Genomic DNA, 18,227 nt, shown 5'->3' with positions numbered 1-18,227 from the left:
TGGATAGGGGGCTGCGGTGAGCTGGGTTGCCAACGTGATGCTGTCGGTGGCCCCGGAGGACGGCCTCAACGCTGAGGCGTTCAGCGGATGGCTCGACAACGAGTGCCCCCGTCGCGAGCGAGGCATGAGGCCGGGCGGCTGCGGCAACCTGCGCCTGATCACCGCTGTGGACAACCAGTGGGGCGGACACAAGAACCCCGAATGTGAGGTGTACGCCGGGGCGCTCAACCAAGCCGACCTCGCTGCTGTTGTGGAGCACTTCGGTTCCCTGGCCTGGCACAACCCCAATGCAGTGCAGCTGTTCGTGATGGACCAGGAGGAGTCCTTCTTCCGCGTCTGGATGATTCGCAACGGCACTCTGCGGCAGTACGCCCCTTCGTCGCCGCACGAGGAGGACGACGAGTTCTGGCCCGCCGCTGGGTCGTAGCCGCAGTTTGGAAGTCCGTGGATCACTGTCCTGGCATGTCCGGATCGCCAGGTCACCCGGCCGGTGTCCGTGACCGCTCGTGCCCGTTGGCGACCGTCCGAGGAGCCGGTTACTGGCCCGCGGCTGGCCCATGCGATCTTTCCTGCCGCTGCCGGCCTGGTTCGCCTGTTGAGCACGGCAGAATCGTCGTGTGGACCCCGTGGACAAGGACGACTGTGACTCACCGCCACTATCCTCCTTCCGCTATCACCCCGACCCGCTCGGCACCGGGTCCGTGATCGCCGCCGAGGTGGCATGCGTGAGCTGCGAGCAGCTACGGCCATACACGTACACCGGGCCCGTGTACGCGGTGGAGGAACTGGTGGACGTGTTGTGCCCGTGGTGCATCGCGAATGGCAGCGCTGCGGCCCAGTTCGACGCCGAGTTCACCGACATCACCTGGTCCGTGCCCGATGATGTATCCGAGGCGGCAACCGACGAAGTGGTTCACCGAACGCCGGGATTCAGCGGATGGCAGCAGGAGCGATGGCTACACCACTGCGGCGACGCCGCCGCCTTCCTTGGCGCGGCCGGGGTCGCCGAGTTGGCCGGCCTCTCTGACGCGCTTGAATCGCTGCGGAGGGAGGGGCGCCTCGACGGCTGGCCCGCCGACCAGGTCGAGCGATACCTTGCCGCGCTCGACAAGAACGGGCAGCCGACCGCCTACCTCTTCAGGTGCCTGCACTGCGGCGTCCACCTCGCGTACTCCGACTTCACCTGACCTCCAACCACGCCGTCTGCTCCGGTCCCTGGGTGCTGTCCGCGATCCCCATGCCGCTTGGCATAGCCATAGTCACTAGCCGCAGGGTCGGCGGATCTCCTCGTCGGGCAGTCGTAGACCGTCCAGCCTCCCCGGACGGGGACAAGGTCGTTCGTCCGGTAGGGCGCTCCACCTTGTCCCCGTCCGGGGAGGCTGGTAGCCCTTGTGGTGCCCGGCGAGGTGATCCGCCCAGCCGGTCTCTGAGGAGGGCCGGGGTTCGGGGCGGAGCCCCGAGGTCTTCAAGGGCTTGGTCATCCCAAGCTTGGCCGGCCGGCCCGGCCGATGCCGGCCGGAGGTCGCCAGCAGGCCGGGGCCGGGCCGGCGCGGCCCGCTTTGCGGGCCGCCTTGACGGCCGATGTCCCGGAATCCGGCAGATGGCGTCCGGCTGCCTCGGGTCGTACGGGAGGAACCGGTGTTCCTTGACCACGACCAGATGGCGAGGCTCGCGGAGGCGTGCGGGCGGTACGGGCTGCTGGTGCGGTTCCTGGCTTACACCGGGCTGCGGTGGGGTGAGGCGTCGGCGTTGCGGGTGTCGCGGCTGGATCTGCTGCGGCGGCGGGTGACGGTGGCGGTGGCGTTCGCGGAGGTCGGCGGGGAACTGGTCGAGGGCACACCGAAGAACCATCAGCGCCGGTCGGTGCCGATTCCGCGGTTCCTCGTCGACGAGCTGGCCGCGCACGTCGCTGGCAAGCGTCGGGACGAGCTGGTGTTCACCGCTCCGAACGGCGGGCCGCTGCGTAACACCAACTTCCGGTCGCGGGTCTTCGCGCCGGCCGCGGCGTCGGTCGGGCTGGCTGGGCTAACTCCGCACGACCTGCGGCACACGGCGGCGAGTCTGGCCGTGGCGGCGGGTGCCAACGTCAAGGCGGTGCAGCGGATGCTCGGGCACGCCTCGGCGTCGATGACCTTGGACGTACGCGGGGCTCTTCGGTGACGACCTGGACGCGGTCGCCAACCGGCTGGACGAGGCGGTCGCGGCGCGGGATGCGGACTATTTGCGGACTGGCATGGCCAGCGGCGAGGTTATCGACCTTGGGAAACGGCGAAGCCCAGGTCGTTGACCTGGGCTTCTTCACCGAGCCGCCTGACGGAATCGAACCGTCGACCTACGCATTACGAGTGCGTCGCTCTAGCCGACTGAGCTAAGGCGGCAACGATCGTCAAGTGTACGGCACACCCCGCCGGACGCCGAACGGGATCCCCCCGCCCTTCGAACCGGACATCCGGGAGTTTCGGCACCTGCGCGGGAGAGACTTCGCGGCCGGTCGGGACTACCCTGCGGCGGGTGAGTGACGATCACGTGCCGCCGCAGCAGCCGACCCCCGAGGCGCACCCGGGCGAGCGGGCCAGCCGGCGCCCGCGCAGCCTCGACCCGCTGGAGCTGGGTTTCACCCCGCGCAAGCCGGTGCCGTGGCTCGCGCCGCTGCTGCTCATCAGCACCGGCCTGCGGACGCTGCTGGCGATGCTGTTCGGGGCGTACCTGGACAAGCGTGAGTTGCAGAACGCGTTCGGCGACGACACGTTCCGGCAGGTGGGGCCGGACGGCGGGCTCTGGCTGGACTACGTGGCCGACCTGGGTGACGGCTTCGACGCCACGTACTCGGTGGCGTACCTGCTGGCCCGGCCGGAGCTGGAGGTGGACGGGCACCGGCTGCCCCGGGCGCAGACCCTGGTGATGGGAGGCGATCAGGTCTATCCGTCGGCGGCGTACGAGGCGTACGAGGACCGGTGCAAGGGGCCGTACCAGGCCGCGCTGCCGATCGCACCGCCGCAGCGCCCGACGCTCTTCGCGGTGCCGGGCAACCATGACTGGTACGACGGTCTGACCGCGTTCCTGCGGCTGTTCGTGCGCTCCCGGGACCGGCACTTCGCGGGCTGGGGCACCGGCCAGTCGCGCTCGTACTTCGCCGTGGAGTTGCCCGCCGACTGGTGGCTGCTCGGCCTCGACGACCAGTCCGGGTCGTACCTGGACGACCCGCAGCTCACCTACTTCGACGAGGTGGCCCGGAAGCTGACCCCAAGGTCGAAGGTGATCCTGGCGGTGCCGGCGCCGACCTGGGTCAAGGCCCACGACCATCCCACGGCCTACGACTCGATCGACTACTTCATCCGTACGATCGTCGCGCCCACCGGCGCGCAGGTGCGGCTGCTGGTCTCCGGCGACCTGCACCACTACGCCCGCTACACCGGCCCGGAGCGGCAGCTCATCACCTGCGGGGGCGGCGGCGCCTACCTCTACCCGACGCACCAGCTGCCCGAGCGGCTGGAGGTGCCGCCGCGGGACACCCTGGCCCGCCGGTCCAGCCGCACCCGCGAGTACGAGCTGGCCGCCCGCTATCCCGACAAGGCCCGCTCCCGGCGGTACGGCTGGGGAATCTTCGCCCGGCTGCCGTTCCGCAACCCCGGTTTCGCCACCCTGCTGGGCACCCTGCACACGCTGCTGATGCTGGCCATGGCCGGGGTGGCGGGCAACCACGTCGGCACCACGGAGCAGCGGCTGTTCAGCGTGCCGCTGGTGATCATGCTGGCGGTGACTCTGCTGGGCGCGGCGTTCTTCGCCAAGCCGCCCAGCGCCGGCGGGAAGCGGCACGCCCGGCACTGGATCCTCGGCGTGACGCACGGGGTGGCCCACGTGGCGCTGGCCGCCGGCGGCACCTGGCTCTGGCTGCAGCTGCCGTTCTACGACTGGCCGTGGCCGCTGCCGGCGGTCGCCGCCGCCGTCCTGTACGGGCCGGTGGCCGGGCTGGTCGCCAGCCAGCTGGTGGCGCTCTACCTGCTGGTGGCGGGATCGTTCGGGGTGAACGTCAACGAGCTCTTCGCCGGCCAGGGCATCGAGGACTCGAAGTCGTTCCTCCGCCTCCGCATCGACCCGGACGGCACACTGACGATCTATCCGATCGCCGTCGACAGGGTCTCCCACTCCTGGCAGCTGAACCCCGACCAGTCCCCCACCGCAAGCTGGATCCTCCCGAAGAACCCCCTGGCCCCCCGCCTGGCCGAACCCCCGATCGTCCTCCGCTGACCGCACCGAGCCGTCAAGCAGCGTTGATCATGAGGTTAGCGGCATGAAAAGAGATCAAATTTGCCGCTAACCTCATGATCACCGCGGGCAGGCACCGCGGGCAGGCGCCGCGGGCAGGCACGCGGGCAGGCACGCGGGCCGGCGCCGCGGGCAGGCGCCGCGGGCGGGTGGGGTGGGGCGGTCAGGAGTAGTGCTGGTCGTGGGCCTGGCGGGGGGCGCACACGGACGCGCGGCTGCACGAGCAGCGGGAGCCGTCGGCGTCGAGGCGCACCGTGACCGAGTCGCGGGGCACGCTGTGGCCGACGACCTTGCCCTCGCCCTCCGGCGTGGCCACGCGGCTGCCGATGGCCGGCGCGGACTCCTGGAACCGCTGGTAGAGCGGGTGCTCGTACTTGAGGCAGCACATGAGCCGGCCGCACGCGCCGGAGATCCGCAGCGGGTTCAGCGGCAGGTCCTGGTCCTTGGCCATCCGGATGGTCACCGGCTCGAAGTCGGTGAGGAAGGTGGCGCAGCACAGGTCCCGCCCGCAGGAGCCGATCCCGCCCTGCACGCGCGCCGAGTCCCGGGCGGAGAGCTGCCGCAGCTCGACCCGGCAGTGCAGGGTCGCACCGAGGTCGCGGACGAGGGAGCGGAAGTCGACCCGGTGCGGCGCGGTGAAGTAGACGGTCGTGCGGTCGCTGCCGGTCTCCGGGGTGGCGAAGACGTGGTCGATCGCCACCACCTTCATGGGCAGCCCGTGCTCCCGGATCAGCCGCTTGGCGGCCACCTTGGCGTCGGCCTTCCGGCGGCGCAGCAGCTCGTCGCGGCGCAGGTCGTCCTCGCCGGCCAGGCCGGCGAGCCGGGGGAAGCCCTCGGTGTCCTCGCTGACCCACTGCGCGGCCCAGACGCACTCGGCCACCTCAGGCCCGTCGTCGGTGGGCACCAGCACCTTGTCACCCACCTGGGGGCGCAGCTCACCGGGGTCGAGGTAGAAGAGGCGCCCGTACCGGTTGAAACTGACCGCGCAGAGCATGCCCATGTCCACCACCCTACGACCTCCGGACGGATCCGGGTCGGCCGCCCGTCGCCGTCCGGTCACCCGCCGCAGCGATCCATGATTGTCGACTCGACCGAACCGACCCCGACCCCTCGTGTCGTTGGTCCTCGCCCGGACGGCTGAAACATGAGTCAGCTACGGGACAAACGGCGGCCGACCGCGTTGAGTGAAGCCATACCTGCGGGGGGTGCAGGGGAAGCCACGGCGTCGCCGCCGGAGCCCGGCCACGGCCGGTTCGGCGTGCGACGCCGTGGGCTTGCGGGGGCCCGGTCAGTGCCCGATCCGGGTGGTGGCCCCGTAGCGGGGCACGCTCGTGGGCCGGTCCCGCCAGGTCGTCTCGGCGAGGCTCGGCGCCCACTGCCGCAGCAGCGTCTCCGCGCCGTCGTAGGCCACGCCGAGCACGCCCAGCACCCGGGTGGCGATCTCGGCGGCCGCGAGGGCCCCGGACCGGCCGGGCTCGGCCCCCGGACGGGTGGCGGCGTGCACCGTGACCGCCTCGGCCGAGCGCAGCGCGTCGGCCAGCGCCCGGGCCAGCGCGGCCCGGCTCCCCTCCACCCAGTCGGCCAGGGCGTCGGCGTAGCCGGCGGTCGACTCCAGCCGCCCGACCAGGCTCTCCGGCCCCTCGTCGAGGTGCCGGAGCAGGGCGGTGCGGGCCTCGTCGTAGGCCGCGGCGGCCGGCCCGGACCAGGCGACCGGGTCGGCGAGGACCGTGCCGGTGTCGTCGTACCCCCGGACGAGCCGGCGCACGGCGTGGCCGGCGCCGGTCAGCGGCGCCGGGTGCAGGTCGAGGAACTCGCGCACCGCCGCGCCGGGGAGCACCCGCATCCGGCGCAGCAGCGGCCAGAGCCGGTGCCCCTCGGGCGCGCCGGCGGCGAGCAGCGCGTCGACCCGGACGAGCAGGTCGAGACCCGGCTCGGCGAGGCGGTCGAGCCCGTCCATCACGCCTCCCGGGCCAGCCGCCGTGCGACGGACTCGTCGGTGGCCGGGTAGCGGTCGGCGGCGCTGCGCAGGGCGGCCGCGGCGGCGGACAGCCGGTTGGCGGCGGCCTGCGCCTCGCGGGCCCGGTCGCCGGTGGCCTCGGTCCACTGCCGGTGCAGGGCGCGGCCGACCTCGCCGGGCCGGCCGGTGGCGTGGGCGCCGAACGCGGGGTGCGGCGGATCGGTGGCGGTGACCGTGTGGGCCAGCGTGGCGAGGGTCGCGCCGGCCTCGTCCAGGCGGGCGGCCAGCGCGCGCAACGTCTCCATGTCAGGCTCCCGCCAGCGGCCGGTAGGCCGCGAAGGTCTCGTTGTGCAGCTTCTCCCGGGCCCACTGCGCCGCGTCGGCGGCGGCGGTCACGGCGGCCTGCACCGAGCCGGCGACGTCCCGAGGGTTGCGCTGGTGCAGCGGACCGAGGAAACGCACGTCGGTGATCCGGCCGCCGGCGGTCACCACCACCTCGACGAGGCCGTCCGGCGAGCGGACGGTGACCTCGACCGTCGCCACCGCCTGGTCGAACTCGGCCTGGAGGGTCTCGATGCGCCGGTAGCGCCGCACCGCCTCCTCGATCCAGGCCTCGTCGATCTCCCCCCGTGACATCGGCGGACTCCTCCCGGCTGACCCCGTCACTGAGCGTGCCGCCACCGTCACCGCGTGGCCACACCGGACCGTACCGCAGTCAACAAAGCCTGTCGATGCCCTGTGGACAACCTCGACCGGTGGTCTCAGCCCTTCCACAGGGCGAGCATCATGGCCTCCACCGCGATCCGCGGCTTGACGTTCGCCTCGATCGCCGCCCGGCACTCCAGCACGGCCTCCAGCCGGCGCAGCGCCCCCTCGGCGTCCCACTTCTGCGCGCCGGCCGCGGCCAGCGCCGCCGTGTCGGTGTGCACGGGGGCGACCGGCGCCCGCAGCGCCATGGTGAGCGCGTCCCGGTAGAAGCCGGCCAGGTCGACAAGCGCCCGGTCGAGCGCGTCCCGCTGGGCGCGGGTGGCCCGCGACTTCTGCCGCCGCTCCAGGTCCTTGAGCTGCCCGGCGGCGCCCCGCATGGCCCCGGCCGCACCCCGGCCGGTGCCGCCCGCGCCGAGCGCGGTCTGGAGCGCGGCCCGCTCCGACTCGTCCGTCTCGGCGACCGCCGCGGCGGCCTCCGCCTCGGCGGCCTCGATCAGCGCGGAGGCGGCGTCGAACGCGGCACCGACCCCGGTCAGCCGGCGCGGCACGGCGAGCACGGCGTCACGGCGCTGCCGGGCCTCCGGGTCGCGGGCCAGCCGCCGGGCCCGGCCCACGTGTCCCTGCGCCGCCGCGGCGGCCCACCCGGCCACGTCGGGGGCGATGCCGTCCCGGCGTACGAGCACCTCGGCCACCGCGCCGGCCGGTGGCTGCCGCAGCGGCACGACCCGGCACCGCGACCGGATCGTCACCGAGATGTCGTCCGGGTGGGTGGAGGGGGCGCAGAGCAGGAAGACGGTACGCGGCGGCGGCTCCTCGATGGCCTTGAGCAGCGCGTTGCCGGCGGCCTCGGTGAGGCGGTCGGCGTCCTCGATGATGACGACCTGCCAGCGGCCGCCGGACGGCGTGCTGGCCGCGCGCAGCACCAGCGCGCGCATCTCGTTCACGCCGATGGAGAGCCCCTCGGGCACCACCAGCCGCACGTCGGCGTGGGTGCCGGTGAGGGTGGTGTGGCAGCCGGGGCAGTGGCCGCAGCCGGTGCCGTGCACGCACTGCAGGGCGGCGGCGAAGGCGCGCGCGGCCACCGACCGGCCCGAGCCGGGCGGCCCCGTGAAGATCCAGGCGTGGGTCATCCCGGCGCCGGGGGCGAGGCCGTCCGCGCCGTCGGGGGTGGCGCCGGCGGGCTCGTCGAACTCCTCGGCGAGCGCGTCGAGGTCGTCGTCGCCGGTCGGGCCCGCTCCGCCGCCCGCCCGCGCCGGCGCCGGGGCGTTGGCGCGCAGCAGGGCGGCGGCCGAGGCGGCGGCCCGCCGGAGCGTCGCCACCGCCTCGTCCTGCCCGACCAGGTCGGCGAAGACGTCCGTCATCGTCGGGGGCGCTCCATCGTCACCAGCTCCGCGTCGGATAACTCGGGCTGAACCGTGGTGTCGGGGCCCTGGGCGGGGCGCGGGTGCACGATGCCGGCCGGGTCGACGAGGAACTCGTCCACCCGCCGGGCGACCGCCGCGGCGATCTCCTCGACCGGGCGGGATGCGTCGAGCACCAGGTAGCGCTTGGGATCGGCCGCGGCCAGGTCGAGGAAGGCGTACCGGACCCGCTCGTGGAACGGGAGCGACTCGGCCTCCAGCCGGTCGGTGCCCTGGCTGCGGGAGTCGACGCGGGAGCGGCCGGTGTGCGGGTCGACGTCGAGGAGCACCACGAGGTCCGGCTTGAGCCCCCCGGTGGCCCACGAGGAGAGCCAGGAGACCTCCTGGACCGGCAGGGTCCGCCCGGCCCCCTGGTACGCCAGCGACGAGTCGACGTACCGGTCGCTGATCACGACCGCGCCGCGGATCAGCGCCGGCCGGACCACGGTGGCCACGTGGTGCGCCCGGTCGGCGGCGTAGAGCAGCGCCTCGGCGCGGGGCGACGGGGCCCCGTCGCCGGAGGTCTCCAGGACCAGCGAGCGGATCCGCTCCCCGATGCCAGTGGCCCCGGGCTCGCGGGTGACCACGACGTCCCGGCCCTGCTCGCGCAGCCGGTCGGCGAGCGCGGCGAGCTGGGTGGACTTGCCGGCGCCCTCGCCGCCCTCGAAGACCACGAAGAGGCCGCTGGAGACGAAGGGCTCGGACGGCATCAGCGGGCGGCCCCGGATCGAGCCCCAGAGGTCGGCCAGGACCGGTACGCCCTTCTTGTCGTCCATCTGGCCGAAGGCGCTGATCCCGGCGAAGATGCCGGCAGCGCCCGCGGCGAGCAGCAGCAGGCGGGTCGAGGAGACCGAGATGCCCAGGTCGGCGATGGTCAGCTGGCGGGAGCCGCCGACGCCGACCAGGAGGCTGCTCAGCGCGATGGCCAGGATCAGCACCAGCCGGGTGCCGATCTGCACCACCGCGAAGACCCGGCCGCGCACCTCGTCGGCGACCTCGCCGCCGAGCAGCGTGGTGCCGGCGAGGAAGGCCATGCCGGCGCCCGCGCCGACCAGGATCGCGCCGAGCATCGCCATGGACAGGTGGATGGCGAAGGCGAGCACCAGCACCGAGGCGCTGGCCAGCACGATGCTCATGCCGAACCAGCGGCGCCGGGACATGTCCCGGACGATCATCGGCCCGAGCCCGATGCCCAGCGCCAGGCCGACGAAGATCGCGCCGAAGAGCAGTGAGAAGGCGGCGTCACCGGCGCCGAGCGAGCTGGCGAAGAACTTCGCGGTGCCGACCACGATGCCGCCGCCGGCGAAGGCGCCGAAGATGCCCAGCACGAGGCCGCGTACCAGCGGGGTCTGGCCGATGTACTTCCAGCCGTCGGCGAACTGGCGGAACATGCTCTGCTCGACGCGCTCCGTCTCGCCGCGCTGGGCCTCGCTGATCTCCTTGATCCCGAAGGCCACCACGAGCGCGGTGGCCAGCCGGGAGAAGGCGTTGAACCAGAGGGCGAGCTGGGCCGGTTCGGCCCAGTCGGGCAGTTCGCCGCCGACCGCCCCGCGGACCCCGCGGTCGAGCACGGCCAGGGCGATGGCCGCGGCCACCGGGGTCAGGCCGTACGTGGTGATCAGGGTGAGCTGGTTGGCCGTCTCCAGCCGGGTGCGCGGGATCAGGTTGGGGACCGCGGCCTCCTTGGCCGGGATCCACAGCAGGGTGACCGACTCGATTAGGAACGTGGCGATCAACGCCCAGCCGACCACCAGCCCTCCGGCGGCGCCGGAGAGCGCGTAGAGCGGGATCGAGGCGAAGAGCACGAAGCGCAGCAGGTCGCAGATGACCATCGTCCACCGCCGGTCGAACCGGTCGGCGAAGACGCCCGCCACCGGACCGAGCACCAGCGCCGGGAGCAGCCGGATCGCGGTCACGCCGCCGAAGGCGGCACCCTGGGCGGTGCTGCCGGAGACCTGGGCGGCGGCGAACAGGGCGGTGGCGAGCAGGCCGAGCCAGTCGCCGAAGGAGGCGACGCCGAGCACGATCCACAGCCGGCGGAACGGCCGGATGCGCAGCACCGACCGGATGGCGGCCGCGCCGGAGCGGTCGGCGGGCGACGACACGCCGGGCGACTCGCCGTTGTTCTGGCTTTCGATGGCCGTACCTCCACGTGCCGGCCCAGAGCTGGGCATCCCCGGTGGAACACTCTAGTCGCGGCGAGATGCGACCCCCTCCGCGACATTCGCCTGCTCGCCGAGCCTAGGCCGCCGGGACCACCGCCCGCAGCCCGGACAGACGCGAGGGTATTTCGCATTGGCGTCCAGACAGTTAGCGTGCACACGTGGCCATCGACCGTGACAAACTTCGCGATCGCCTCGATCGGGCGACCGCCCACCTCGACCCGCCGTACGCGGTGGTCGACCTCTCCGCCTTCGACGCGAACGCCGGCGCGCTGGTCGACCGGGCGGCCGGCAAGCCGGTCCGGATCGCCAGCAAGTCGGTCCGGGTCCGGGAGCTGCTGACCCGGGCCCTGGCCCGGCCCGGCTGGCGCGGCGTGATGGCGTTCACCCTCCCCGAGGCGCTCTGGCTCGCCCGCAGCGGCGTCAGCGACGACGTGCTGGTCGCCTATCCGACCGCCGACCGCCGGGCGCTCGCCGAACTGGCCGCCGACCCGGCGCTCGCCGAGGCGGTGACCCTGATGGTCGACGACGCCGGGCAGCTCGACCTGATCGACCAGGTCTGCCCGCCCGGCCGCCGGCCGGCGCTGCGGATCTGCCTCGAACTGGACGCCTCCTGGCGGCCGCTCGGCGGCCGGGTGCACGTCGGCGTGCGGCGCTCGCCCGTGCACAGCGCCGGGGCGGCCGGCACGCTCGCCGCCGCCGTCGCCGGTCGGCCGGGCTTCCGACTGGTCGGGCTCATGTCGTACGAGGCGCAGATCGCCGGCCTCGGGGACGCCCCGCCCGGGAAGGCGGTGCTCGGCACGGCCATCCGGGTCACCCAGCGCGGGTCGTACCGGGAGCTGCTGGCCCGCCGGGCGGCCGCGGTCGCCGCGGTACGCGAACACGCCGACCTGGAGTTCGTCAACGGCGGCGGCACCGGCAGCGTGGCCGCCACCAGCGCCGACCCCGCGGTCACCGAGGTCACCGCCGGCTCCGGCCTGTACGGGCCGACGCTCTTCGACGCGTACCGTGCCTGGCGCCCCACCCCGGCGGCGTTCTTCGCCTGCGCGGTGGTCCGCCGCCCGGGGCCCGGGCTGGCCACCGTGCTCGGCGGCGGCTGGATCGCCTCGGGCGCGGCCGGGGACAGCCGGCTGCCCCGACCGTGGCTGCCGGCCGGGCTGAAGCTGCTGGGCGCGGAGGGCGCGGGCGAGGTGCAGACCCCGCTGGCCGGCGATGTCGCCACGACCCTGCGGATCGGCGACCGGGTGTGGTTCCGCCACGCCAAGGCCGGTGAGCTGTGCGAGCACGTCAACGAGGTGCATCTGGTCGACGGCGACAGCGTGGTGGCCACCGTGCCGACCTACCGCGGCGAGGGCCACGCGTTCCTCTAGATGGTGACGGCGGGCCCCGGCGCACCTCGGGAACCCGCCGCTCGTCTCCTGCCCGGTCGCACCCGGGCGTCGCACCTTCAATCGTCACCGCCGGCACCAGGCGGTGACGTCCTGCTCAACCCTGCTGGACGGCCTCGGTCCGGGCGTCGACCTGCCGGTGCAGGTACTCCCGGATGAGCGCCTTCGCCTCGACCAGCACCCGCTCGTCGCCCTCGGTCTTCCGCCGGAACGCCAGCTTGATCAGCGAGTCCGCGGCCTCCACCGCGACCTCCAGGTGGAAGCGGAGGTCGGGCACACCGGCCAGACCGAACCGTTCCGTGAGCACCCGGGCGAGCTGATCCGCGATCACCCCGTTGTTGTCCCGCTGCTCGTCGAGCAGGTGCAGGTCGACCACGTCGCCGAAGTGCAGGGTACGAAAGCCCGGGACCGTGCGGTGCATCGAGATGTACTCGTCGATGGCCGCGTCGACGCCGTCCCACCAGTGGGTCAGGTCGGCGGAGGAGAACCTCTCGTCGAGCCGCTGGAGGTAGGACTCCATCGTGCGCAGTGTCAACGCCTGCACGATGGCCCGCTTGTCCGGAAAGAACTGGTAGACCGACCCGATCGCCACCTCGGCACGCTCGGCGAGAAGGGTCGTGGTCAAACCCTCGTACCCCACCTCGTCGACGAGCTCGGCGCAGGCGTCCAGCATCCGCTGGACCCGCGCGACACTTCGACCCTGCACCGGTACCCGACGCAGCGGCCCGGTCGTGGCGGCTGGTGTGGACACTCGGCGCCACCCCCCTTCGACGGATGAACATATCTGCACGTCACGAGTCTGTGACTACCGGTACAACGAGCCGGGCTCGATTGCGGTATTTACCAGGTACAACGTTCCTGATATGAAGTCAGTTCATATTCACGTCGAGGAGCGTCCCATGGCCGGCACGGCAGCCGCCTGGTCCAACTGGGCCGGCAACCAGCGCAGCACCGCCGCCCTGACGGTGCGCCCGCGCACCGTCGAGGAGGTCGCCGAGGCGGTGCGCCACGCCGCCGACACCGGCCGGACGATCCGGGCGGTGGGCAGCGGACACTCCTTCACCGGCACCGCCGTCGCCGACGGGCACCGGCTCGACCTCGCCGACCTGGCCACCGGGGTCACCGTCGACACCGCTCGCCGCCTGGTCACCGTACCGGCCGGAATGACCCTGCACACGCTCAACGACCTGCTCGCCGCCCACGGCCTGGCACTGCCCAACCTCGGCGACATCGACGCGCAGACGGTCGCCGGGGCGCTCTCCACCGGCACCCACGGCACCGGCGCGAAACTCGGCTGCCTGTCCACCTTCGTCACGGCGCTGACCCTGGTAACCGGCACCGGCGAGGTGCTGCGCTGCTCCGCCGACGAGCACCGCGACGTGTTCGCCGCCGCCCGGGTCGGGCTCGGCGCCGTCGGCGTGCTGGTCGAGCTCACGCTCCGCTGCGTCGACGCGTTCGTGCTCCGCGCGCACGAGCGCCCGGCGGCGCTCGCCGCCGTGCTCGACGACCTGCCCGGCCTCGTCGAACAGCACGACCACGCCGAGTTCTACTGGTTCCCCTACACCGACCGGGTGCAGGTCAAGACCAACGACCGGGTACCCGCCGACGACCGGCCGCTGCCCCGCTGGCGCGGCTGGCTGGACGACGAGTTCCTCTCCAACACCGTCTTCTCCGGCGCCTGCCGGCTGGGCCGTGCCGTGCCCTCGCTCGCCCCCGGGATCAGCGCGATCTCCGCCCGGGCGCTCACCGAACGCACCTACACCGGCCGCTCCGACCGGGTCTTCTGCACCCCGCGCCGGGTCCGCTTCGTCGAGATGGAGTACGGCCTCCCGCGCGCCGCACTGCCCACCGCGCTGGCGGAACTGCAGCGGATCGTGGACGGGCTGCCGTTCAAGGTGCTGTTCCCGGTCGAGGTGCGGTTCACCGCGGCCGACGACATCTGGCTCTCCCACGGGTACGGGCGGGACTCCGCGTACGTCGCCATCCACCAGTACGTGGGGATGCCGTACGAGCCGTACTTCCGAGCCTTCGAGAAGGTCGCCACCGACCTGGGCGGCCGCCCCCACTGGGGCAAGCTGCACTGGCGGACTGCGGAGTCCCTGGCCACCGCCTACCCAAAGTTCACCAACTTCCTAACGGTCCGCAAGCGCCTAGACCCCGACCACCGCTTCACGAACCCCTACCTCCAGCAGGTGCTGGGCGCCTGACCCCGAAGATCTTGGAGGGAAAGAGCCCTCATGGGGGCCGGTTCCTTCCAAGATCTCGGGGAGCCGTCAGCCGCACCAGCCGCCGGCCTGGAGGGCGGCGCGGAGTTGGGTGACGACCGCCTCGGGGTCTGCCCGCAGGGCCCACGAGGGGAACCGGAGGACCCGGTCGCCCTCCATCCAGAGGTCGTTCTGCCGGCGCATGTCCGCCCAGGCGTGGGCCGGGTCGAGATGCTGCCACCGTCCACCTCGACGTGCACCCGCCACTCCTCGAAGTACGCGTCCAGGTAGCGGCGTCGGCCAGCCGCGTCCCGCCGGACCTGCTGGCGTGTCGGTTCCGGCAGTCCGGCGCGGCGGACCAGGCCCAACAGGTCCAGCTCGCCCAGCGAATGCGCGCCACCGGCGGCGTCCGTCGCGGTGGTCAGGATCAGTTGGCGCCGGCGAAGGCGCGGCATCCGGTCGATGACCTCGTGCAGGTCGTCGCCGCCCACCAACCGCTGCTGGAATGCCGCCGCCACGACGGCCCGAGCCTGCCCGTCGTTGAGCGCCCACTGGGCCGCGTCGACGATCGACCGGGCGGTCGCCGTCCGGGGCGGCTGGCCCAGCGGGAGCACGTCCCGGTCGGGTAGGCGACTGGTCCGGTGTGCCCGAACACCCGCTGGCAGCGGGGCACGACGACGGGCCGCCGGTAGCAGCAGGTGCACGACCCGGTCGGGGAACCCGCGCAACCCGCCCGCCTGGGCGGCGGTGAGCCCGCCGAGCAGCGCGGTGGGACCGGCGGCCAGCACGGCGATCCACCGCAGCTGGGCCGCGCCGACCGGGCCGTTGTGCGCGACGAGGACCGCGCGGTGCGCCTGACGCCACCGACCGGTCGCCACCCGGTGCCGGATCGCCTTGCTGGTCAGGTGCTCCCGCGCCTGTCCCAGGCTGATCACGTCGTCCTGCCGGAAGAGCAACCAGCTCAGCTCGTCCGCGGCGTCACCTGGCAGAGCCCGCCGCAATCCCGCCCAGGAAGCCCTCACCGGACCGACCCTGCCCGAGCGCACGTCTCCGCGCCGCCCCTGTGGACAGAGAAAAGATCTTGGAAGAAAGCGGCCCCCATGAGGGCCGTTTCCTTCCAAGATCTCGACGGGTGCCTTTACTCCGGGGAGGTGGTCGCCTTCCGCGGGGTTGCCTTTTTGGCCGGGGCCTTCTTGGCGGTGGTGGTTTTTGCCGTCGTGGTCTTCTTGGCGACCGTGGACTTCGCGGCGGCGGTCTTCTTCGCTGCCGTTGTCTTTTTGGCCGGGGCGGCCTTCTTCGCCGCCTTCTTCTTCGGCGCCGGACCCTTCGCCCGCTTCTCGGCGAGCATCTCGGAGGCCTCCTCGAGGGTCAGCGCCTCCGGGGTCTGGCCGCGCCGCAGCGAGGCGTTGGTCTCCCCGTCCGTGACGTACGGGCCGAACCGGCCATCCTTGATGACCAGCGGCTTCTCGGTCGCCGGGTCGTTGCCCATCTCCCGCAGCGGCGGCGCCGCGGCCCGGCGCTGCCGGGTCTTCGGGGCGGCCAGCAGGGCGAGCGCCTCGTCCAGCGTGACGGTGAACATCTTGTCTTCCGAGTCCAGCGAGCGGAACTCGTCACCGCGCTTGACGTACGGCCCGTAGCGGCCGTTGTTGGCCACCACCTCGGCGCCCTCGGGGTCGGTACCGATCACCCGGGGCAGGCTGAGCAGCTGCAACGCCTGCTCGAGGGTGAGGCTGTCCGGCGACTGCGAGCGCAGCAGCGAGGACTTCCGCTCGCCGCTGGCCACGTACGGGCCGAACCGGCCGGACTTGAGCAGGATCGGTTCGCCGGTGGCCGGGTCGTCGCCGAGCTTGCGCTCGCCCCCGCCGCCGAGGAACAGCTCGTGCACCTTCTCCGGGGTCAGCTCGTCGGGGGCCAGCCCCTCGGGGATCGGCGCCCGGTCGCCCTGGCTGCCGCCCTCCTCGCCCTCCGCGGCCGGCGTGGGCTGCTCGCCCGGCAGCGCCCGCTGGAGGTACGGCCCGTAACGGCCGACCCGGACGACGACCTCGCGCCCGTCGTCCTCGGTGAAGAGCGGGATCGAGTTGACGCTGCGCGCGTCGATGTCGCTGAGGTTCTCGGTGACCAGCTTCTTCAGGCCGCCCGCGTGGGCGATGGCCTGGTCGCCGGTGCCGTTGGCGCTGCCGAAGTAGAAGGAGGTGAGGAAGTCGACGGCCGCGTGGTCGCCGCCGGCGATCTCGTCCAGCTCGTTCTCCATGCTGGCCGTGAAGTCGTAGTCGATGAGCCGCGGGTAGTGCCGCTCCAGCAGCCCGATCACCGCGAACGCCAGGAACGACGGGATCATGGCCTGGCCGCGCTTGAAGACGTACCCGCGGTCCTGGATCGTCTGCATGATCGACGCGTAGGTCGACGGGCGGCCGATGCCCAGCTCCTCCAGTGCCTTGACCAGCGACGCCTCGGTGTAGCGGGCGGGCGGCTGGGTGTGGTGGCCCTGGGGGGCCAGCTCGTCGGCGGTGAGCGGCTGGTCCTTGGTCAGGGTGGGCAGCCGCCGCTCGGCGTCCTCGGCCTCGGCGTTCTCGTCGTCGCTGGACTCGACGTAGGCGCGCAGGAAGCCGGGGTCGGTGATGGTCTTGCCGGTGGCGCCGAAGTCGGCCTCCTCGCCGGCGGAGGAGAGCGCCCGGATGCGCACCGAGACGCTGGAGCCGACCGCGTCGGTCATCTGCGAGGCGATGGTGCGCCGCCAGATCAGCTCGTAGAGCTTGAACTCCTCGGCGGACAGCTCCTTGGCCACCTCGCCCGGGGTGCGGAAGTTGTCGCCCGCCGGGCGGATCGCCTCGTGCGCCTCCTGCGCGTTCTTCACCTTGCCGGTGTAGCGGCGCGGCTCCGGCGGCACGCTGCGCTCGCCGTAGAGCTCGCCGATCTGCCGGCGGGCCGCCGCGATGGCGGTTTCCGACAGGTTCACCGAGTCGGTACGCATGTAGGTGATGTAGCCGTTCTCGTACAGCCGCTGCGCGGTGCGCATCGTCTGCTGGGACGAGAGCCGCAGCTTGCGGGCCGCCTCCTGCTGGAGGGTGGAGGTGATGAACGGCGCGTACGGGCGGCGGCGGTAGGGCTTCTCCTCGACCCGGGTGACCGTGAACGGACGCCCGTCCAGCCGCGCGGCCAGCCCCCGGGCACCGCTCTCGTCCAGGTGGACCACGCCGGCGCCGGCCCGGACCCGGCCCGTGGTGGGCTCGAAGTCCTTGCCGGTGGCGATCCGGTCGCCGCCCAGCGCGATGAGGGTGGCGTTGAAGGTGCGCGGCCCCTCGCCGGGGTTGGCCACCGCCAGGGTGGCCAGGATGTCCCAGTACTCGGCGGTGCGGAACGCCATCCGCTGCCGCTCGCGCTCGACCACGATGCGGGTCGCCACGGACTGCACCCGGCCGGCGGAGAGGCCGCTGCGGACCTTGCGCCACAGCACCGGGGAGACCTCGTAGCCGTAGAGCCGGTCGAGGATGCGCCGGGCCTCCTGGGCGTCGACCAGGTCCCGGTCGATCTCCCGGGGGTTGGCGACGGCGGCCTGGATGGCCGGCTTGGTGATCTCGTGGAAGACCATCCGCTTGACCGGCACCTTGGGCTTCAACGTCTCCACGAGGTGCCAGGCGATCGCCTCGCCCTCGCGGTCCTCGTCCGTGGCGAGGAAGATCTCGTCGACTTCCTTGGCCAGCGACTTCAGCTTGGTGATCTGCTTGCGCCGGTCGGCGGAGACCACGTAGAGCGCGGCGAAGCCGTTGTCCACGTCCACGCCGAGCCGGGCCCAGGGCTTGTCCTCGTAGGCGGCCGGGATCTCGGCGGCGTTGCGGGGCAGGTCCCGGACATGGCCGAAGCTGGCCTCCACGACGTACCCCGGGCCGAGGTAGCCCGAGATCGTCTTGGCCTTCGCCGGTGACTCGACGATGACCAGACGGGTGGTTCCAGCTTTGCTCGGCACGTCTCTCCCCGACCTCACTCCTACGCAATGCCCGCTTCGGGGCGTGTTGCACCCTGCCGGACCACCAGCGGTCCGGATGTCCAACGTAACGCGCCGTCCGCGTTCCGGGTTTCGTGGGCGGCAAATGATCAGGTGGCGTCGACCATCGGCCGGCACCCCGCCGGACGGCGCCACCGTA

At 72.9% G+C, this 18,227-nt stretch carries 15 protein-coding genes and 1 tRNA gene; 6 read left to right on the top strand and 10 right to left on the bottom strand.

The genetic code is table 11. From position 1 onward, the window contains the following. Nucleotides 1–16 precede the first annotated feature (16 nt). The 3 genes from ACZ6PY_RS02140 (at nucleotide 17) to ACZ6PY_RS02130 (ending at nucleotide 2,160) form a co-directional block, all read left to right on the top strand. Complete coding sequence (locus tag ACZ6PY_RS02140; RefSeq protein WP_466068397.1) at nucleotides 17–427, top strand: squamosa promoter-binding protein 15; 411 nt, start codon at nucleotides 17–19, stop codon at nucleotides 425–427. A 190-nt stretch (nucleotides 428–617) separates the two neighbouring features. Continuing rightward, nucleotides 618–1,187, top strand: coding sequence for a CbrC family protein (locus tag ACZ6PY_RS02135; RefSeq protein WP_466068396.1), 570 nt, complete (start codon nucleotides 618–620; stop codon nucleotides 1,185–1,187). Nucleotides 1,188–1,638: 451 nt separating this feature from the next. Then, on the top strand, nucleotides 1,639–2,160 hold the full coding sequence (locus tag ACZ6PY_RS02130) for a tyrosine-type recombinase/integrase (protein ID WP_466068394.1): 522 nt from the start codon (nucleotides 1,639–1,641) through the stop codon (nucleotides 2,158–2,160). 144 nt (nucleotides 2,161–2,304) lie between these two features. On the opposite strand, the gene ACZ6PY_RS02125 is transcribed toward ACZ6PY_RS02130, so the two are convergent. Beyond that, nucleotides 2,305–2,378 (bottom strand) — tRNA-Thr (locus tag ACZ6PY_RS02125). Between the two features lie 133 nt (nucleotides 2,379–2,511). Here ACZ6PY_RS02125 and ACZ6PY_RS02120 point away from each other — a divergent pair. Beyond that, complete coding sequence (locus tag ACZ6PY_RS02120; protein WP_466068392.1) at nucleotides 2,512–4,248, top strand: metallophosphoesterase family protein; 1,737 nt, start codon at nucleotides 2,512–2,514, stop codon at nucleotides 4,246–4,248. Nucleotides 4,249–4,429: 181 nt separating this feature from the next. Here ACZ6PY_RS02120 and ACZ6PY_RS02115 read toward each other — a convergent pair whose 3' ends face one another. The 6 genes from ACZ6PY_RS02115 to tmk all read right to left on the bottom strand — a co-directional run bounded on the left by ACZ6PY_RS02115 (nucleotide 4,430) and on the right by tmk (nucleotide 10,436). Beyond that, nucleotides 4,430–5,266, bottom strand: a complete 837-nt coding sequence (locus ACZ6PY_RS02115; RefSeq protein WP_466068390.1) for a PSP1 domain-containing protein — start codon at nucleotides 5,264–5,266, stop codon at nucleotides 4,430–4,432. Nucleotides 5,267–5,554: 288 nt separating this feature from the next. Continuing rightward, nucleotides 5,555–6,223, bottom strand: a complete 669-nt coding sequence (locus ACZ6PY_RS02110; protein WP_466068389.1) for a hypothetical protein — start codon at nucleotides 6,221–6,223, stop codon at nucleotides 5,555–5,557. After that, entirely contained in the window at nucleotides 6,223–6,528 is a 306-nt protein-coding gene (locus tag ACZ6PY_RS02105; RefSeq protein WP_466068387.1) for a hypothetical protein, read from the bottom strand. Before ACZ6PY_RS02105 ends, ACZ6PY_RS02110 begins: the two co-directional genes overlap by 1 nt. A 1-nt stretch (nucleotide 6,529) precedes the next feature. Further along, nucleotides 6,530–6,859: a YbaB/EbfC family nucleoid-associated protein gene (locus ACZ6PY_RS02100; protein WP_262283299.1), complete on the bottom strand. Its 330-nt coding sequence runs from the start codon at nucleotides 6,857–6,859 to the stop codon at nucleotides 6,530–6,532. A 125-nt stretch (nucleotides 6,860–6,984) separates the two neighbouring features. Further along, nucleotides 6,985–8,292, bottom strand: coding sequence for a DNA polymerase III subunit delta' (locus ACZ6PY_RS02095; RefSeq protein ID WP_466068385.1), 1,308 nt, complete (start codon nucleotides 8,290–8,292; stop codon nucleotides 6,985–6,987). Further along, nucleotides 8,289–10,436, bottom strand: coding sequence for a dTMP kinase (gene tmk, locus ACZ6PY_RS02090; RefSeq protein WP_466068383.1), 2,148 nt, complete (start codon nucleotides 10,434–10,436; stop codon nucleotides 8,289–8,291). Before tmk ends, ACZ6PY_RS02095 begins: the two co-directional genes overlap by 4 nt. Nucleotides 10,437–10,654: 218 nt before the next feature. Between tmk and ACZ6PY_RS02085 the strand changes: the two genes are divergently transcribed. Then, nucleotides 10,655–11,863: an amino acid deaminase/aldolase gene (locus ACZ6PY_RS02085; RefSeq protein WP_466068381.1), complete on the top strand. Its 1,209-nt coding sequence runs from the start codon at nucleotides 10,655–10,657 to the stop codon at nucleotides 11,861–11,863. 115 nt (nucleotides 11,864–11,978) lie between these two features. Here the strand turns inward: ACZ6PY_RS02085 and ACZ6PY_RS02080 are convergent, their stop codons facing one another. Continuing rightward, the gene (locus ACZ6PY_RS02080; protein ID WP_357940240.1) at nucleotides 11,979–12,554 is read right to left on the bottom strand and encodes a TetR/AcrR family transcriptional regulator; all 576 of its coding nucleotides are present in this window, start codon (nucleotides 12,552–12,554) and stop codon (nucleotides 11,979–11,981) included. Nucleotides 12,555–12,780: 226 nt separating this feature from the next. Between ACZ6PY_RS02080 and ACZ6PY_RS02075 the strand changes: the two genes are divergently transcribed. Further along, the gene (locus tag ACZ6PY_RS02075) at nucleotides 12,781–14,088 is read left to right on the top strand and encodes a D-arabinono-1,4-lactone oxidase (protein WP_466068379.1); all 1,308 of its coding nucleotides are present in this window, start codon (nucleotides 12,781–12,783) and stop codon (nucleotides 14,086–14,088) included. Here the strand turns inward: ACZ6PY_RS02075 and ACZ6PY_RS02070 are convergent. Beyond that, nucleotides 14,061–15,107, bottom strand: a complete 1,047-nt coding sequence (locus tag ACZ6PY_RS02070; RefSeq protein WP_466068377.1) for a DUF559 domain-containing protein — start codon at nucleotides 15,105–15,107, stop codon at nucleotides 14,061–14,063. The genes ACZ6PY_RS02075 and ACZ6PY_RS02070 overlap by 28 nt on opposite strands. A 116-nt stretch (nucleotides 15,108–15,223) precedes the next feature. Then, nucleotides 15,224–18,049: a type I DNA topoisomerase gene (topA, locus tag ACZ6PY_RS02065; protein WP_466068375.1), complete on the bottom strand. Its 2,826-nt coding sequence runs from the start codon at nucleotides 18,047–18,049 to the stop codon at nucleotides 15,224–15,226. Nucleotides 18,050–18,227 lie beyond the last annotated feature (178 nt).

The organism is Micromonospora sp. NPDC048907 (genome assembly GCF_055586885.1).
Note: the sequence above shows the minus strand (reverse complement) of the source record. Positions and strands in the feature narration are given on the sequence as shown.